The sequence below is a fragment of the Desulfuribacillus alkaliarsenatis genome (genome assembly GCF_001730225.1).
Lineage (GTDB): Bacteria > Bacillota > Bacilli > Desulfuribacillales > Desulfuribacillaceae > Desulfuribacillus > Desulfuribacillus alkaliarsenatis.
On sequence record NZ_MIJE01000032.1, the window covers coordinates 34,480 to 51,753 of the forward strand.

Annotated in this window: 20 protein-coding genes and 1 riboswitch; all 20 genes read right to left on the reverse strand. The window is 35.1% G+C overall.

The window, feature by feature from the left end:
• The 20 genes from BHF68_RS10910 to BHF68_RS11005 all read right to left on the reverse strand — a co-directional run bounded on the left by BHF68_RS10910 (position 1) and on the right by BHF68_RS11005 (position 17,273).
• The gene (locus tag BHF68_RS10910; RefSeq protein WP_069643700.1) at positions 1–1,449 is read right to left on the reverse strand and encodes a TadA family conjugal transfer-associated ATPase; all 1,449 of its coding nucleotides are present in this window, start codon (positions 1,447–1,449) and stop codon (positions 1–3) included.
• Entirely contained in the window at positions 1,446–2,300 is an 855-nt protein-coding gene (locus BHF68_RS10915; RefSeq protein WP_069643701.1) for a CpaE/TadZ family protein, read from the reverse strand. The genes BHF68_RS10910 and BHF68_RS10915 overlap by 4 nt, the downstream gene beginning before the upstream one ends.
• Entirely contained in the window at positions 2,278–2,982 is a 705-nt protein-coding gene (cpaB, locus tag BHF68_RS10920; RefSeq protein ID WP_069643702.1) for a Flp pilus assembly protein CpaB, read from the reverse strand. Before cpaB ends, BHF68_RS10915 begins: the two co-directional genes overlap by 23 nt.
• An 18-nt stretch (positions 2,983–3,000) precedes the next feature.
• Entirely contained in the window at positions 3,001–3,939 is a 939-nt protein-coding gene (locus BHF68_RS10925) for a pilus assembly protein TadG-related protein (protein ID WP_069643703.1), read from the reverse strand.
• Between the two features lie 11 nt (positions 3,940–3,950).
• Positions 3,951–4,337, reverse strand: coding sequence for a TadE/TadG family type IV pilus assembly protein (locus tag BHF68_RS10930; protein ID WP_069643704.1), 387 nt, complete (start codon positions 4,335–4,337; stop codon positions 3,951–3,953).
• Positions 4,337–4,849, reverse strand: a complete 513-nt coding sequence (locus BHF68_RS10935) for an A24 family peptidase (protein ID WP_069643705.1) — start codon at positions 4,847–4,849, stop codon at positions 4,337–4,339. Before BHF68_RS10935 ends, BHF68_RS10930 begins: the two co-directional genes overlap by 1 nt.
• Before the next feature lie 90 nt (positions 4,850–4,939).
• A complete protein-coding gene (locus tag BHF68_RS10940) occupies positions 4,940–5,122 on the reverse strand; it encodes a Flp family type IVb pilin (protein ID WP_069643706.1) in 183 nt (60 codons plus the stop codon).
• An 18-nt stretch (positions 5,123–5,140) separates the two neighbouring features.
• Complete coding sequence (locus BHF68_RS10945) at positions 5,141–5,491, reverse strand: DUF192 domain-containing protein (protein WP_069643707.1); 351 nt, start codon at positions 5,489–5,491, stop codon at positions 5,141–5,143.
• Between the two features lie 85 nt (positions 5,492–5,576).
• Positions 5,577–5,665, reverse strand: a riboswitch (cyclic di-GMP riboswitch).
• Positions 5,666–6,013: 348 nt separating this feature from the next.
• The gene (locus tag BHF68_RS10950) at positions 6,014–6,553 is read right to left on the reverse strand and encodes a hydrolase (protein ID WP_069643708.1); all 540 of its coding nucleotides are present in this window, start codon (positions 6,551–6,553) and stop codon (positions 6,014–6,016) included.
• Positions 6,554–6,637: 84 nt separating this feature from the next.
• Positions 6,638–6,826, reverse strand: coding sequence for a ferredoxin (locus BHF68_RS10955; protein WP_069643709.1), 189 nt, complete (start codon positions 6,824–6,826; stop codon positions 6,638–6,640).
• A gap of 81 nt (positions 6,827–6,907) precedes the next feature.
• Entirely contained in the window at positions 6,908–7,330 is a 423-nt protein-coding gene (locus BHF68_RS10960; protein ID WP_069643710.1) for a DUF2935 domain-containing protein, read from the reverse strand.
• Positions 7,331–7,442: 112 nt separating this feature from the next.
• Entirely contained in the window at positions 7,443–9,242 is a 1,800-nt protein-coding gene (locus BHF68_RS10965) for a KamA family radical SAM protein (protein ID WP_069643711.1), read from the reverse strand.
• Positions 9,243–9,429: 187 nt separating this feature from the next.
• Positions 9,430–10,776, reverse strand: a complete 1,347-nt coding sequence (locus tag BHF68_RS10970) for a PhoH family protein (RefSeq protein WP_069643712.1) — start codon at positions 10,774–10,776, stop codon at positions 9,430–9,432.
• 40 nt (positions 10,777–10,816) lie between these two features.
• A complete protein-coding gene (locus BHF68_RS10975) occupies positions 10,817–11,026 on the reverse strand; it encodes a hypothetical protein (RefSeq protein ID WP_069643713.1) in 210 nt (69 codons plus the stop codon).
• A gap of 68 nt (positions 11,027–11,094) precedes the next feature.
• Positions 11,095–12,195: a Nif3-like dinuclear metal center hexameric protein gene (locus BHF68_RS10980; RefSeq protein ID WP_069643714.1), complete on the reverse strand. Its 1,101-nt coding sequence runs from the start codon at positions 12,193–12,195 to the stop codon at positions 11,095–11,097.
• Positions 12,188–12,886, reverse strand: coding sequence for a tRNA (adenine(22)-N(1))-methyltransferase (locus BHF68_RS10985; protein ID WP_069643715.1), 699 nt, complete (start codon positions 12,884–12,886; stop codon positions 12,188–12,190). Before BHF68_RS10985 ends, BHF68_RS10980 begins: the two co-directional genes overlap by 8 nt.
• Position 12,887: 1 nt before the next feature.
• Entirely contained in the window at positions 12,888–13,748 is an 861-nt protein-coding gene (locus BHF68_RS10990) for a DUF2157 domain-containing protein (RefSeq protein ID WP_069643716.1), read from the reverse strand.
• Positions 13,749–13,802: 54 nt separating this feature from the next.
• Complete coding sequence (gene rpoD, locus BHF68_RS10995; protein WP_069643871.1) at positions 13,803–14,867, reverse strand: RNA polymerase sigma factor RpoD; 1,065 nt, start codon at positions 14,865–14,867, stop codon at positions 13,803–13,805.
• A gap of 70 nt (positions 14,868–14,937) precedes the next feature.
• On the reverse strand, positions 14,938–16,767 hold the full coding sequence (gene dnaG / locus BHF68_RS11000) for a DNA primase (RefSeq protein WP_176719927.1): 1,830 nt from the start codon (positions 16,765–16,767) through the stop codon (positions 14,938–14,940).
• 62 nt (positions 16,768–16,829) lie between these two features.
• Entirely contained in the window at positions 16,830–17,273 is a 444-nt protein-coding gene (locus BHF68_RS11005) for a DUF188 domain-containing protein (protein ID WP_069643717.1), read from the reverse strand.
• Between the last annotated feature and the right edge of the window lies 1 nt (position 17,274).

Here is a 17,274-nt window from a genome sequence, read left to right on the forward strand (position 1 = left end):
TTACACCTCTCTTTCTATAAACACACTTGCTGGTATATGGATACCTGACTTTTCTAGACTGTCATAAAACTTTGGACGAATACCATTAGGGACAAGCTTGCCAATAATCTTACCCTGTTCATCAACACCATCTTGTCTGAAGGAGAAGATATCCTGTAAGACTATCACATCACCTTCTAAGCCCTGCACTTCCGTAATATTAACAATTTTACGTGTTCCATCCTTAAGACGCGATTGCTGGATAATTATATCTATAGCTCCGGCAATTTGTTCACGAATTGCCCTAATAGGCAATTCAATCCCAGCCATTAATACCATTGTTTCTAGTCTTGAAATCATATCCCTTGGGCTGTTAGAGTGGCCCGTTGCTAATGAACCATCATGTCCTGTATTCATCGCCTGTAGCATATCTAGTGCCTCTCCACCACGCACCTCACCGATTACAATACGGTCAGGTCTCATTCGCAAGGAGTTACGTACAAGGTCACGAATAGATATTTCGCCTTTACCTTCAATATTAGGTGGGCGTGATTCCAAAGATATAACATGCTCCTGCCACAATTGCAGCTCAGCGGCGTCTTCAATTGTTATAATCCGCTGATTATTCGGAATGAATGATGACAACACGTTTAAAGTAGTCGTTTTACCAGAACCAGTTCCTCCACTGACAAAGATATTTAAATTTGCTTTAACGCACGCCTCTAAAAATATTGCCATATCTTCTGAAACCGTACCGAATTTAACTAAATCCTCAATGCCAAAAGGGTCCTTGGCAAATTTTCTAATCGTAATTGATGGTCCCTTCAAAGCTAGAGGAGGAATAATCGCATTTACACGGGAGCCATCTGGAAGCCTTGCATCTACCATCGGACTACTCTCATCAATACGTCGTCCTATTGGAGCTACAATCTTTTCAATTATACTTAGGACATGCTCATCGTCACGAAAAGAGATGTTGGTCAGCTCAATGTTACCATTCCTCTCAACATATACTTGATTTGGACCATTAACCATTACTTCAGAAACATTTTCATCCATCAGCAGCGGGTTTATAGGACCAAATCCTGTTAAGTCATTAATTAATTCATCAACAATTTTTTTGCGATCTACCTTGCCTCGGTATGATTCATCTTCTTTTATAATATCTATAACCATGCTATCTAGTTTTGGAATTATTTCCTCTACATTATCACCCTTAATTTCATCAAGGATTTTTTTATGCAGAATATTTTTTATTTCCTGATGTATTGGGTCTGGTCGTTTATTTATTTTTTTAACATTTTTAGTTTTTATTGAATTATTAGTTTTTATAGAATTATTAGCAAAAGACTCCCTAAAGCTGCTAACAATATCTTGTTGTGGTTTATCATTTATTGGCTCATCTATGTTAGTTGGGTTCCTATGAACTGTTTCTGACGTTTTAGACTGGATTCGTTGTAATAAGCTCATGCTTGCCCCTCCTTATCCTTGGTCTTCCTTAATAATCGTTGTAACAAAGAAGGTTTAGGTGGCTCAAAAACTGCTATTTCCCTGCGACTAGTGACTTGCTCGGCCATTTTGTAAATTGCCTTTGCAATATCTGTCCTTGCACGATTAGAGACAAAAGGCACACCAATATTTATAGACTGCGACGTCGTTTGAAAATCATTAGGAATATATATTGGTGATGTCTCATTGAGAATTCCTGGAACATCGGTGGCTTGAATTACACTCTCCATATCGGAACGGTTAACAATCACTTGTACTTTGTCGCGAAAACCAAGGACATCAAGTGTTTCTATCATAAGTTTTGTGTTCTTTAATGTAGTCATCTCTAGATTAGTCACAATTAAAAGCGTATCTGTCTTATCTATTAAAAACAGACTTTTCTCTTGTAAGCCAACCTCAGTATCGACTATTACATAATCAAAATATCCTAATAATAAATCTAATATCTTTTCTAAAACGGATGTTGTTACTAAATCGGCATATTCAGGCCTGTCAGGTGCAGACAGCACGTGGACTCCACTGTCGTGCAAATTTAAAGAGCTTATTAACGCATCGAGGTCAATTCTATCAATGCCTTCTATAATGTCTTTAATAGAAAATGTTGCTTGGATATCCATAGCAAGACTGACATCGCCAAATTGAAAATCAGCATCTAATATACATATTTTTTTGTTTCTCTTAGATAACGCTACAGCTAAATTAACGGCAAGCATAGTCTTGCCGACGCCGCCTTTAGCGCTACTAATTGAAATCATTTCGCCGCGTTTTATTTTACTTGGATTTTTGTTATCATTGAGTGTTTGATTGCTCATAATTCGCCCCCTCCTTAGGTGGCATAATTCTGCTGTGGAGGATGAGTTGGATTTGTCCACGCTCCGATGCATTAACTAGGCTAACAGCATCAATATTGTTAAGCTCAAGTGTTACAGATGTATATTCGACCTGTGGCTCTCCCTCATTAGGCTCTAACATCTGTTTGCCAATTGCTAAAACCTTTACCCGTTGCAATATAAGCTCAGATTGAACAACCTTTTCATCCCCTACTTTAACTAATTCACTTACAATCACATCTACATAATCATCAGGAAAAATCATATTAGATACAGACTGAACAAAGTTCAAACCAACGGATACTGCCCTAAAACCAGTGTTTACTTTTCTAGATAGCATATGACTTTCTGATGCCTGTTCGTTGACACGGTGTGCTAATATAATTTCGCCTTCCTCCACAGCTGCTGTTGTGTATAACCCAGCTACATCTGCTATTGAAGAAAATGCTTGATAATGTACCGCTGATTCAGGTAACGATTTGACCTGTAACATATCATTTCTAATAATAGTATTGGCGTTGATTCGTTCTTTGGCTACCACTACCTCTTTTGTTCGCTCGCTAGCAATAACCTCTGTCTGTACTTCATTAATATAATTATAAAAAAGGGCTGTAGTGATAAGACCCATCACAATTGCCAGTATGAAAAATATTTTTGATCTCATAAGTTTCACCCCATGCTTTTATTTTACTAATCGTATTGCGTATGCCCCTCTATTAACTGCACCAGCTTCAATTGTTCCTCTACCTGCCCGTTCTATAAACATACCTGTAATGCTGGTATCTTTACTGTCCATAGGCTCAGTGATGTAAAAGTAGGCAAAGCCCGTAATCTTGACTTCTTTCATTTGATTTTGGTGGTGATTATATGGTTGGTATACAGGTACTAATATAACCCTCGAACAGTTTCTATGATACGTTTCACCGACAGGGTGGGGACAAGAATCAATTCGCTGTTTAATAGATGACCTAGTTTTGCCTGCTATGTTTCCTGTTTGCGTATCAAGGATATCACCTACGCTTAACATGTTTTGATAACCGTATAGTAGGTTATCTTCATACCTATTTGCACCAGGACCACCTAAGGCTAATATCCCGAAATTCCCTGTATCAACATCTTCTTCATCAACCTTAAGCTTATAAATTGTATTATATTGTAGAGGTATGTTCTCATCGATTCCTAAGGGAGCTGCTCCGTATGCCCCTCCTATCGTAGCAATTTGCGCTTTAGCCTCTACTTCTACGACAACCACATCTTTCCCAAATATGCTCATAAACGGTAGGGACATTGGTTTTTGGAGTTTAACGTGCACATATTCGTTCATATTTATCTTTAACTCGTATAGACTTTCCTGCTCTTGGTGGGCGATTAAAACTTCAATTGCAACATTATTTACAGCGTTATTAGAATTTGTTAATTCCTGTGCACTGGAAAGTACGGTTGCATTGGCTGTTTTTTGCAGGTGACTCTTAGTTACATATAATGTTCCACCATCAATTACAAGACCTGACATCGCTATTAACCCTAATAAAGCAAAGGCTACTATTACAAGTGTACTTCCACGTTGATTTTTGCAACCTGTCCCAAATAATAAACTTGTGATATATTTTATATGTCTCATAGGGATTCCTCTCATTCAATTCGAATAGTGGATTTTGTCTCTATCTTTAATGGAAATGTTATTATCTTTGAAACAAATGGAGTCATAATTTCCATAGGATATTCTAAAGTTATTGTTACATATTCACCAGATACCCGTTGATTTTCATTTAGTGAAATGTGCATTTGTAAATCTTCTTGATTATTTACATGGGTATAGCTATTGATAAATGATTGCAATTCCTGATCATTCGCACCCAAGCTTGCTAATCTCACTGTTTCTTGGGTAGCAAGGTGTAAATGCATGTTTGTATATAAAAACCTTCCAAAATCTATTACACCAATCAGTAGTATAATTAAAATGGGTAATAATAGAGCCATTTCTACAAGGGACTGCCCTTTTTCATTTTTCCTTAGCATTAGAACCACCCATTTCCGAATAAACTAATAATTGCTCCAAGGGCAATTGCTACCCCATATGGATAAGTGAGCTGATGATTCTTGCGATTTACCCAGATAGGAGTCTTCAACCCTAAGCGTAAACTACCGATGAAATATCCAATTGCCTTCAATCTTTGTACAAAACCTTTTCTAAAGAGCATTATCATAATTGCAATAATTGCCCCAAAAATAGCCATAAATAATGCTGTATTTATTACAAATGATACTCCTTTTATGGCTCCAATAAGTGCTAGTAATTTGACATCACCTGCACCTATGCCGCCCATCATATATGGTATTATAAGTATTAGTAGTCCTGTAAATAAGCCCATTAGTGCAAAAGTTAATCCTTCCCAGCCTGTCATAACAATGTGGATAATAAGTGTAATAATCAGTGCTGGAAGGAGAACTTTATTATATATTTTGCGACTACGAATATCTGTCACTACACAAATTACTAATGTAATTATAAGTACTGCATTTAACCACATTGTCAGATACCTCACTCTCTTTTTTAGAAATGGCCTTACGCAAACGTACGTAAGGCCATTTCTAAAAGTTAAATTTCTAATTTACATTTATTAAGGAGTATTTTCACGGTTGGTAACAATATTAACTACTCCATCATACATTTCAATGATTTGCTCTCTTAATAATGCCAATGCTCCTACTACTGCTACTGCGATTAAACCTAGAACTAAACCATACTCCGTCATCCCTTGACCTTCTTCTTCAATTAATAATCCTTTAAATTTGTTTAACATATTAACAACCTCCAATTTTTATTTTTTAGTTTGTAATTTTAATATCTGACCAATATCAACTTTTTTCTTGTTAATGACTCCTACTGGAAGCTCTATGATGTCTCTAGTATGCTTGTGAATACTTCCAATTGTGTTAGGTTTTAATTCATGCTGTACAGCTATTACCTGTTGTTTTTCATCCAGATAAACTACATCTATTGGATATCTCATGAAGAAGGTATGTATCGATCGGCAGGGGGAAAGATATAAAGCATTACCTTCTTGAAGTCTAGCTGTAAACATTAAACCCTTTAACCTTGACCAGAAGCTTGTTGCCATCTGTACATCATCGGCTATCGTGACACCTGTGGTTTGATTGACTAACGCCAATATCCCTCCTCCTTCTGAAAAATAAAATGATCCCTGCCTTCTTCCGAAAGTAGGGATACTGCAATTGAAAAAAACACCCTAATCTTTCGGTAGCTGGCTGGCATAATGCACGTATGCATTGTAGCCCCTGTAGCTTTGCGTCACTGATTTTCATCAGCTTTGCCTTTATCGAGATTCAGCGATGTTTATCGTCCGAACCTTTTTATACTCTTATTATACGAAGCGCTATTTAGATATACCATCCACCTTTGTTTTCATTTTAATACTTGATAAATAACTGCTATTGTCACAATAAAGACAAGTTATAAAAGCCATATAAAAAGACTATAGAACTATGCTTTTTGAACGCGCAATTCTATAGTCGTAGTAATATGGTATCAATAGAGTGTTATATTCCATATATTTCTGTTTTTGTAATTGTTCCAAAAAGATTCCATAGTTCTATGTACCCAGTAAACTACCTACCCTAAAGGTCCCGCATTAATTATTAGCTAGGAATTTAGTCGCAAATGCTCCTTGTTATTACTTAATAACCTTTAGCAGTTCTTTAAACTTATCTCCTTTAGACACTTTTAAAAGTTCGAACAATGCCATTTCAACAGTGGTAAAGCTTGCTCCTAGTGAAACGATTTTTTCAATACCAGCATTTTTATTGGCTTCAGTTCTTGAAGATACAGCATCGATAACAACTTCAACATCAAAGTTTTTACTTAATAAGTCAACTGCCGTTTGATATATACAAATGTGTGTCTCTATACCAGCCAATAACACTTGATTCTTATTAACTGCTAATAGCCTATTAATAAAATCTTCGTTCTCGCAACAGCTGTAGCAATGTTTTTCTATAGGCTGCCAATCTGCAAATAATCCTTTAACTTCATCAACCGTAGCGCCTAACCCTTCTGGATATTGTTCTACTACTATGATTGGTATTTCCAAAATCTGTGCACCTTTGATAAGCTTTTGTAAGTTAATAAATAGGTTTTCCTTGTCAAACATTGATTGTGCTAGCTTACCCTGTACATCAACTACTACTAAAACAGTATTATCTTTATCTAGCATAACTTATTCTCCTCCAATATATAGGTTGTTTTTTATTATTTTACATTATTTATTAACACAAAAAAAGAGATCATAAGATCTCTTTTAGCTTATAGGTATTGCATCTGTTGGACAGGACTCTGATGCTTCTCTAACACTATCTTCCAATTCAGAAGATACTGAGTCAGTTTTAGCTTCTGCTTTACCATCGTCGTTCCAATCAAATACCTCAGAACATATGTCTATGCATGCACCGCAGCTAATACATAAATCTTGGTCTACTGTTACTTTCATAGGATAAAACCCCTTCCATTGGTATTGACAATTTGTTAATACACCATTGTCTGTCCATAGTTTTATCCATACTGGTTATAACTATACGCTCATCAGTTTTTTAATAGTGGCAAGTATGCGCATAAAATACCCTGACTCTTCATATACATGATGGACTAGTAATTGAATAGTATCGTTGTCTGGGTATAGTTTCCCCAACTCAATTAATAGCTCAATAAACTCTTTGTTGAGTTTTTCTGCTTCTAATACTAACTTCCATACAGCATCGAACCAATCTGATTCAGGATAGGGTTGATATTTTTCTCCTATTTTGTCTCTAATCTCAACTGCTTTTTCATGTATTGATTTCCATTCTTTTCTCATAGCGACCAGCTTGTTCTTCTGCGCTTCTGGTATATTATCTATAGTCTCAGTGAAAACAATTGTGTGTTCATATTGGATGTTAGACCAAAATGATATTTCATAAATTGAATTTAATAACATAGGCGTAGTAACACTGTACACAATAATACCTCCTCAAAATATATTCCCTGTTACTTCATATGTTTTGAGAACAATTTGTGTGCATGCCTACGCCCAAATTATATACTATATCAATTTTGAACTAATTTAAATGTTACAGGTAGTACCAGATACTGCTGTAATCAGTTACGTCTTCTCCTCTAGCTTTAAGATTTTGTAGAAAATCATCTATAGCTAAATCTGTATGAAGATAAGGCGAAGTATCTTCGGTGCTAATATCCCACGGATAAAATTCATATACTCTTTCACCAGTTGGTAACACCATAATCACCTCGTGATCTTGACCAGCCCTTAGATAGTTTTTGCCTAGTCTTGGTATATTGTACACCGCTTCATCTGTTCTTTCTAGCCCAGGATTAAGACGTGCTTCCTCTGTTTGTTCCTGCAGTAGCCTAGCAATTGGCACTCGATAGTCCTTAGTTTCTTCTTTACCCTTTGTATTAAATGTATAGTAAGGATCTACTCCAATTGACCTTAAGACTTTTCTTAAGGCTACCATCTCAAATTTTCGTGCATTCTCTAATGTAAATACGCCTTGATTATAGACTGCAATTTTACGTGCCCTTAATTTCTGGATTGCTTCCATAGCTTCTGGTGATACTTCATAAGTATGCTCAAAGTGAGTCATTACGCATACTTCACGCTCTCCAGGTATATGGTAAGCTGCTAATAAATCTGCAAACTCGTCAGTGATACGCATTGGCATAACTACTGGAATTCTTGTACCTATTCGTATACGCTTTATATGCTCCAATTCGCTAATTCTGTCTAATATCTTCTTAAATACAGCATCGGACATTATGGCTGGATCTCCACCAGTTACTAAAATCTCTGTAACCTGTGGATGATTCTTATACCAATCTAATGCTTTATCTAATTTGCTTTTTGGTGCCTGTGCTTTTTCGTCTAGCACATCATCTATTTCCCAGTTACGTTGACAATAAACACATATTTGCGAGCAGGTGTTGTGAGGTTTGAAAATAGATATCATAGGATATCTTCTTGTAATTAAATCCTCAGGGGATGTATCATGTTCGCCCATAAAATCTAAATCCTCTAGTCCAGAATCCTTCGCACTTACCATCATTTCAGCATATTTCAATGGCGGTAATACTTGGGCTCTGACAGCGTGGTCGTTATCACGATGGGTCTCTTCATCCATTAGCATGGCATAGTATGGTGTTATGCCATATGGCAGGTGCTTTTCTTTAGCAATTTTGATTGCCTTTTTTTCTTCATCTGTTAAATTTATAACGTTACTTGTAGTTTCTAAATCTCTTAAGACATTCCGACACTGCCAATTCCAGTCGTTCCATTCATCTTCTGTTGCGTTAAAGTAATTTTTTATCCGTTCTTTATTTTTTAAACGTTTTTCAATAACATCTTTTTCTAATCCGGACTTGTATTTTCCGACCCAATCCTGAGCGCCTTTGGCAATCTTATCTAACGTATCTGAGCGCTTTTTGGAAATTGTCCTACCAGACAAATTGTCATCGGCATCAAGGTTTTCGTCAACAACGAAAAGTCCAGTTTTCCCCTTCATGCCTAAAAATAAATGTTTAATGTCCATAACAAATGCTGGTGTTACAGATTTATCTGTATATCCTTTCCCATTAGACAATTTCCAGAGAGCCTCAATGGCGCTGAAATCAGTAAGTTCTTCACTACGCTTTGAAAAAATATTTTTTAGAACAATGATACTTCTCCTTGCAATTGAGCGTTCCATAGGGTGTGCTATGTAGTTAGAATGTATAGTTTTGTCTTCATAACTTTGAACGTATTGAAGGGCAACTTGTCTTGCCTCTTCAGAAGAAGATACCTGACGCAACTTAATACTAAGCTCGTCATTTTCATTAAAAAATTCTAAAACTATTTCTTTTAGCTGATTATCCACAATCCATCCCCCCTAAAATTCTTTACCCTATCCATTGTATCATAAAACACCTTACTATTCATTTGCATATATATATTCGTTTATCTAAACTGATAAATACTTAATAAGCTAATTATACCCAGAATAGCAGTCCATTATCAGAACTACACAAATAATCATCTAAGCTATGCCTTTGCCCCAACCGCACCTACAATAATTCAGACGCTAGTCTAGCAAGGTCTGAACGCTCTCCTTTTTGTAAAGTTATATGCCCAGATAATTGCTCATTTTTGAATTTTTCAACTACATATGTTAAGCCATTATTCGTCGAGTCTAAATATGGTGTATCTATTTGTTCTGGGTCTCCTAATAACACTATCTTACTATGGGAACCTACTCTGGTAACGATTGTTTTCACTTCATGTTTTGATAAGTTTTGCGCTTCATCTATAATAATGTATTGATTAGGTATACTTCGCCCCCTTATATATGTTAGTGCCTCAACCTCTATATTTATTCCAGCTAAAATATCATCAATATCCTTCTGTCTTTTACTAAATAAGAAGTCTAGGTTGTCATATATTGGCTGCATCCATGGTCGTAATTTCTCTTGTTTTTCACCAGGTAAAAACCCTATATCCTTACCAAAAGGTATAACAGGCCTTGCCACTAAAACTTTATTATATTTCCTTTCGTCCTCAGTCTTATAAAGAGCTGCTACTAAAGATAATAGTGTTTTACCTGTACCTGCCTTTCCTGTCATAGTTACTAAAGGTATTGAGTCATCTAGCAAAAGCTCTAGTGCCATTTTTTGCTGCGCATTCCTTGGACTCACACCCCATATTTGCTCTTTAATAAGGCATAACGGTTCTAGGGCCTTTACGACACAGTTGTATTTAGCAATTGCCGATTGCGTTGGATTAAGTTCATTTCTAAGAATAAACATTTGGTTAGGGTAAAATTTTGATTGTACATCTTCATTATTATTAATATCATTAAGATGCTCGCGGGAAATTTTTTTGTCTGCATAAAAGGCGCTAAGTAACTCATCAGGTAAAGTAAGCTCTCTGATACCTGAATAAAGCAAATGGTAGTCAACTACTTTTTCTTTTTTATAATCTTCAGCTATTAATCCTAAAACATCTGCCTTGATTCTGACAATCGCATCCATACTTACTATGATAACTGGTCGAGGATTTTTTGCTTTTTGTTCTGCAAGCATAATATTAAGTGCAACTGCAAGGATTCTATTATCGTTATTAACCTCCAAAAACAAATCCTGAACATTATCTATTTTTCTATGATTTAATTCAACTCTAATAATACCTCCCTGTTCAGAAACAACACCTTTAGTTAGCGACCCTTTATTACGTAATTGATCTAAAATCCTTGATACAGACCTAGCACTTCTACCTAATTCATCTTGTAATCTTTTCTTCCCATCTACTTCTTCAACAACTACTGCTGGTATAACTACTTCATTTTCATGGAAAGAAAAGATAGCGTTTGGGTCCTGTAGCAATACATTTGTATCTAGTACGTAGATTTTTTTCAATTAAAGTTCCTCCTTAAGTTGTTGTACCAAAAAAGCACCTTTATAAGGTGCTAACACTTTTCTTTTTTTTCTGGCAAAAATTACAGACATATTCTCCTTCTGAGGCATTTTTTTTGAATCGAGAGCTATGCATGATTTTTCCACAGTCAGGACATTTTGTATGGGTAGAAATAAGAGCAGCCACTAAATAGAAATAAAATATAAATAATCCTGATACGACAAACGCTATAAGTAATCTTGTTAAATCCATAAAAAATGCACCCCCTCATTCATACTATGAGATGGTGCAAGCTAATATTACTGTGCTCAATGCAAAGCTTATAAGATTATAAATGGATTCGTATTAACCGTTGAAGCTATTGTTTGTATATTTAAGTTAAGCTGTTTAATTTCATCCTCTAAATATTTTGTTACCTTTGCTATTACTAGATGTTCTGTCTGATGATGTCCAGCATCAATTACCATTACACCATTATCTACAGCCCATTGGCCTTCGTGGTAGGATACATCACCTGTGATATAAGCGTCCACTTTTTCCTTATATGCATTAAATATGAACTTGCTACCACTGCCTCCACAGACAGCAACCTTTTCTATTTTTTCTATCTTAGATGGAACAATTTTAAGATGAGTTATAGATAATGTTTGTTTTACCTTTTCTATAAATTCTTCTACTGTTAAAGGTTCTTTATAGTATCCTGTTCTGCCTAAACCGTATTTTTGTCCTTTATTATCAAGTGGGTAAATATCATATGCTACCTCCTCATAGGGATGAGCATCAATCATTGCTTCTATTACTGTTTTTTGTATAGACGCTTGGAATATAGTTTCTATCCTAATTTCTTCTACTTCTTCAATTACGTTCTGTTCACCAATATAAGGGATTGTACCCTCCCTTGGCATAAATGTCCCATTACCCTGCAGTTGAAAACTGCAATGACTGTAGTTCCCAATCCAGCCCGCACCAGCGTTACTTAAAGCATTTAATACTTTATCTTTGTAATCTACTGGGACAAACACGGCAAGCTTTTTTAATGAGTCATGGTTAGTCGGATAAAGAACTTGCAGATTCTCTAATTCTAATGCCTCGGCTAATGCATCATTAACTCCACCATTAACTATATCAAGATTTGTGTGTGCTACGTAAACTGATATATTATGCTTGATAAGCTTCTCAATCATTCTACCCGTCGGTGAGTCAAGGTTAATCTGATTCAACGGTTTAAACAACGGAGCATGATGACAATAAATCATTTCCGCCCCTAATGCAATCGCCTCATCAACTACCTTCTCATTGACATCTAGGGTTACAAGTATCTTTGTGACATTACGACTCCAGGTCCCAATCTGTAATCCAATTGGGTCTTTCTCCATAGCCAAATTAGGCGGCGCTAGTTTCTCAAATATATCTTTAAGCATTTCCTAACACCTCTCTTATCATTTGTATCTCTGAATTCAAACGCTCCTGTTTAGTCTCTATTGCTTGATTATTAGCATGCTCTGCTATTAAGCTTAGGATTTTCTGTCTTTTCTGCAATTCCTGTGACCATTTCTCTAAAAAGACAGCATTTTTCTCGAGCATTAGCAATGGTCCAAACTTTTGTTGTTTAACAGTTAAGTGAACTGAAGTTTCTGAAGGCTCTGCTACAATAATCTCATATATAATATCTTGTTCCTTAATTATCTGTTCTGCAATAATAGTATAATTATGTTCCTGCAGCCATTTTCTTAAAGCAAACTCACCATTCATAGGCTGTAATATAAGCCTTTTAAAGGACGACAATTTATCATAACCATCATTTAGTATTTCTGTAATTAAGTTGCCACCCATGCCAGCAATAGTGAGTACCGTCGCCTCGTTTTTCTCAATTACCTCTAATCCGTTTCCCAAGCGCACTTGAATTTTATCTGCCAATTTTTGTTGCTCTACATTTGCAACAGCCCTTAAATATGGCCCCTTATTATACTCACCTGCTATTACTTTTTGAAGGTTTTTCTTTTTTATCGCATACAATGGCAAATACGCATGGTCAGTTCCAACATCTACTAAAACTTCTCCATCTGGTATATAATCAACTATCATTTTTAATCTTGTTGAAATAGATAACATTCTACGCCTCCGTAACTTTATTACTATTAGATCTTATAAATTGCTTCAGAGAAAACCACACTAATAAAAGCATAATCGTCCCTTTTAAAGCTAATGTATACGGCAACCCATTTAGAGCGTAATCATAGAAAATCAAACTGATTTCTGGTATCCAAAAATAAATGTAGCTTAATACAAGTAAAATAAGACTTTTCTTGTAGTATTTCATACTTTGGTTAGTTGCATATGCAATCCATAGAATTATCAAAGATAATGGAATCCAAAACAGCTGTGCATTGATATAAGATTGCACTCCAATAATCGTCATAGAAATTTGATTTATAATGACACTTATCCCAGCAAGACTTGCTATAAATACCATTACATGTTGTAGCCAGACACTCATAATAAGCCAGATAAGAAAAACAAAAATGAACATGGCAAACATTATTACTGCATTGGCTTGCAATTCTAAGAACATGATTCCTAAAGCAGCTACAATAGCTAAAGAAGTTGAAGCGAAGCTATGGAGTAGTAATAATATTATTGGATTAGCTTCTTTTTTTTTATATATAATTGTAGCTAAATATAAAAATACAGGAGCTAATAATAGCAAACTAATCTGAGTAAAAGCATTAATCTCATTAAAATTTATAAAAATAAAAGTAACTAGTGCTATCAACACAGTAACAAAAATAGCAATCATTATTTTTTTAAATATACCTGTTTTTGATTTTTTGCTTTCCGAATTATTTTCTGATGATTCGCTCTCCCCAGCCGAATATAGGTTTAATAAAAAATCACAATATGCTGTGGGAATAAGTTTATTTTGGCGCCATTTTTTTATCTCACTTATTAAAACTTGTTTTTCACGGGCATTCATCACTCATCGCTCCCATACAGAAAAAGCACTCAGTAGAGTGCTCTTATTACATAATTATTCCAAGAAATCCTTTAGACGTTTACTACGACTTGGATGTCTTAGTTTTCTTAATGCTTTGGCTTCTATTTGACGGATACGTTCCCTTGTAACTCCAAAAACTTTACCTACTTCTTCTAAGGTTCTAGTACGACCATCATCTAATCCAAAACGTAGGCGCAATACATTTTCTTCTCTTTCTGTCAATGTATCTAGAACATCCTCAAGCTGTTCTTTTAGTAATTCATATGCTGCTGCATCTGAAGGTGCTAGTGCGTCCTGGTCTTCTATAAAATCGCCTAAATGGGAATCGTCTTCCTCCCCAATTGGTGTCTCTAGGGATACCGGTTCTTGAGCGATTTTCATGATTTCACGGACCTTGTCAGGACTAAGATCCATTTCTGTAGCAATCTCTTCTGGTGTTGGCTCTCTACCTAAATCCTGTAACAGCTGTCTTGAGACCCTAATCAGCTTATTGATTGTCTCTACCATATGAACTGGTATCCGTATAGTTCTTGCCTGGTCTGCTATAGCTCTTGTAATAGCTTGACGAATCCACCAGGTTGCATATGTACTAAATTTATAGCCTTTTTTATAATCGAACTTTTCTACGGCTTTTATTAGACCCATATTCCCCTCTTGGATTAAATCTAAAAACAACATCCCTCTACCTACATAACGTTTTGCAATACTTACAACAAGACGTAAATTTGCCTCTGCTAAACGTTTTTTCGCCTCTTCATCTCCAAGGGATATTTTTTTAGCTAACTCAATTTCTTCTTGTGCAGATAAGAGTGGTACTCTGCCAATTTCTTTTAAATACATTCTTACAGGATCATTAATTTTAATCCCAGGTGGTATTGTAATTTCTTCTTCAATAGCAAATTCTTCATTTCCTTCAGCGTCATCAGCGTCATCATTCGTTATATCAACACCTTGTTCCGTAAGGAAATCAAAATATTCATCAATTTGATCAGAATCCTGGTCAAAGTTAGCTAAGCGATCTAGTATTTCTTTATATGTTAATACACCACGCTTTTTACCCTCTTCTAGTAGCTTCTGTTTAGCTTCTTCTAGAGTCATTTCATTATTATTTATGCTATTATCTTTTAAATCTTTATTTGCCACCCTTAACTCCCCCCTTCCTGGAGTATTACTTAATTAATAATTTTATTTTCTTTTGGTAATCTTGTATCTTCTTTAATAATTCGACAATCATATCTTGTTTTCCTGTTTTTGTTGCAATTTCTAATTCTGATTGTAAGCTTTTTAATTCTGCTTCTAGTTTGCGCTTTTCTATTATAAGCAAAGTTGAGTCAATATTTTTATTTGAATCTTTATCGTATTGCTCAAATTGAAATTCTAAACTAGACAGTAATTTACATATATCTGGTTGATCTTGAAAATCAAGCAACAGCTTAGATATGGAAGGTGTTATCCCATCTTCATAATAAGAATATATTTTAGCAGCGAGCAAAGAATGCTCTGGGTACTGAAAATTAGCTCGTATCTTTTCTGCCAGCTTTTTACCCTTTTCTGCATCATTTATCATTATCCACAATATTTCTCGTTCTGCTTTCTGATAAGCTGGAATTATTGAAATACTTTGGTTATGACTATGTTTTCCATAATTTATATGATTATTCCATTTTTGTGCTGGTTTCTTTACTATATTCTTATTTTTTTGCTTTAGTAGCTTTTTTTTCAACTCATCTATTAAGGAGTCTTCTGATAAGTTAACTTCTTTACTAAGCTCTTTTAGAAAGTACTCGCGTTTTGGAGCTTGTTCAATATCAGCTATTATATCTAATATTTCCATAGCATATTTAACCTTTTCTTCCCCTATATCGAACGAGTATTTATCTCTTATGATTTGTTTTTGTAAGTGATATCGAGATGTTCCTTTCTCAATAAGCTCTTCAAAATCTGTTAATGAATTCTTCTGTAAAAAATCATCTGGATCCATGCCCTTAGGTAATTGTACAATAGTTACTTCTGCTTTTTCGCTTTCTAAAACAGTGCTGGCGCGAATAGCAGCATCTCTCCCAGCATCATCGCCGTCATATACTAGATACGCTTTTTCTGTGTTACGGCGGATGATTCTAGCTTGTTCTATTGTTAAAGAGGTTCCTAGGGTAGCTATCGAATTATTTATACCCTTTTGGTATGCAGATATTACATCGATATAGCCTTCAAATACTAATACTGAACCAGATGCTCTAATAAATGGGCGAGCTTTATGCAAATTGTATAAATTTTTGCTCTTATTATAAATTAAAGTATCGCTTGTATTTAAGTACTTAGGCTCATCATTACCTATAGTTCGTCCTCCAAAGGCAATTACCCTACCTTGACTATCAGCTATCGGAAACATCACCCGGTTGCGAAATCTATCATAGTATTTATCATTTTTGCTTTTTGAAAGTAGACCCGCTTCAACGAGTTGGGCTTGCTCAAAACCCCGCTTAACTAAAAACTTCTTTAGTATATCAAAGGAGTCTGGCGCAAATCCCAGCTGATAATCAATTATTGTTTCCTTAGTAAATCCTCGATTAAGTAAATATTTATAGGCATCTTTCCCCATCTCTGTTTCTAATAAAATGTAGTGATAATATTTAGCAGCTAATTCATGTGCTTCTATTAATTTTTTCTTTAATTGTACTTCCTCGTTGTTTTCTTCTTTAATCGATAGCTCAATTCCTGCTTCATCCGACAAATTTTTTAAAATTTCGATAAAATTTAAACCTTCTATATTCATCAAGAAACTAAAAACATTGCCGCCAGAGCCACAACCAAAACAATGATATATTTGTTTTTCTGCAGATACAGCAAAAGATGGAGTCTTTTCAGAATGAAAAGGACACAAACCAAAATATGTGCGTCCTTTTTTCTTAAGTTCTATATATCGACCTACGATATCAACAATGTCGAAACGGGTACGGATGTCTTCAATCAGTTCATCAGGAATTCTTTCCCTAGTCAAAATAAAACACCTCTGCTTCTAGGGTATTATCTATTCGCCAAAAAGTTTTAATTTCCTTCTTTTTATAAAGAATTTATTAATTCAATTAATTTGTTCTTAAATAATATCCTGTCTTCTACATCCATCTGTTGGGAAATTATTGGCCGTTTGCTTTGGGATGTTTTAGGATAAACATTTCTTTTATATAATAAAAAATCAATGTTGTCAGACTCAATAATTCGGCCTCTATAAGTCATAACTATACCTTTTTTTGCTAAAGCTAACATTGCTAATTGGTAGTTTTGAGTAATAATAATATCGCCTTTATCAATATTGTTAGCAATGAAAATATCGGTAGAATATTTAGATTGGTCTACAAAGTGCCATTGATAATAAATTGACTCTCCAGTAATCAGAAACAACCGATTTGTTGTTGCTACAAAATACGTGTTAATTTTGTATAGCTGACTTACTCGCATGATTTCATCACTAACTGGACATGTGTCAGCATCTACTAAAATTTTCATG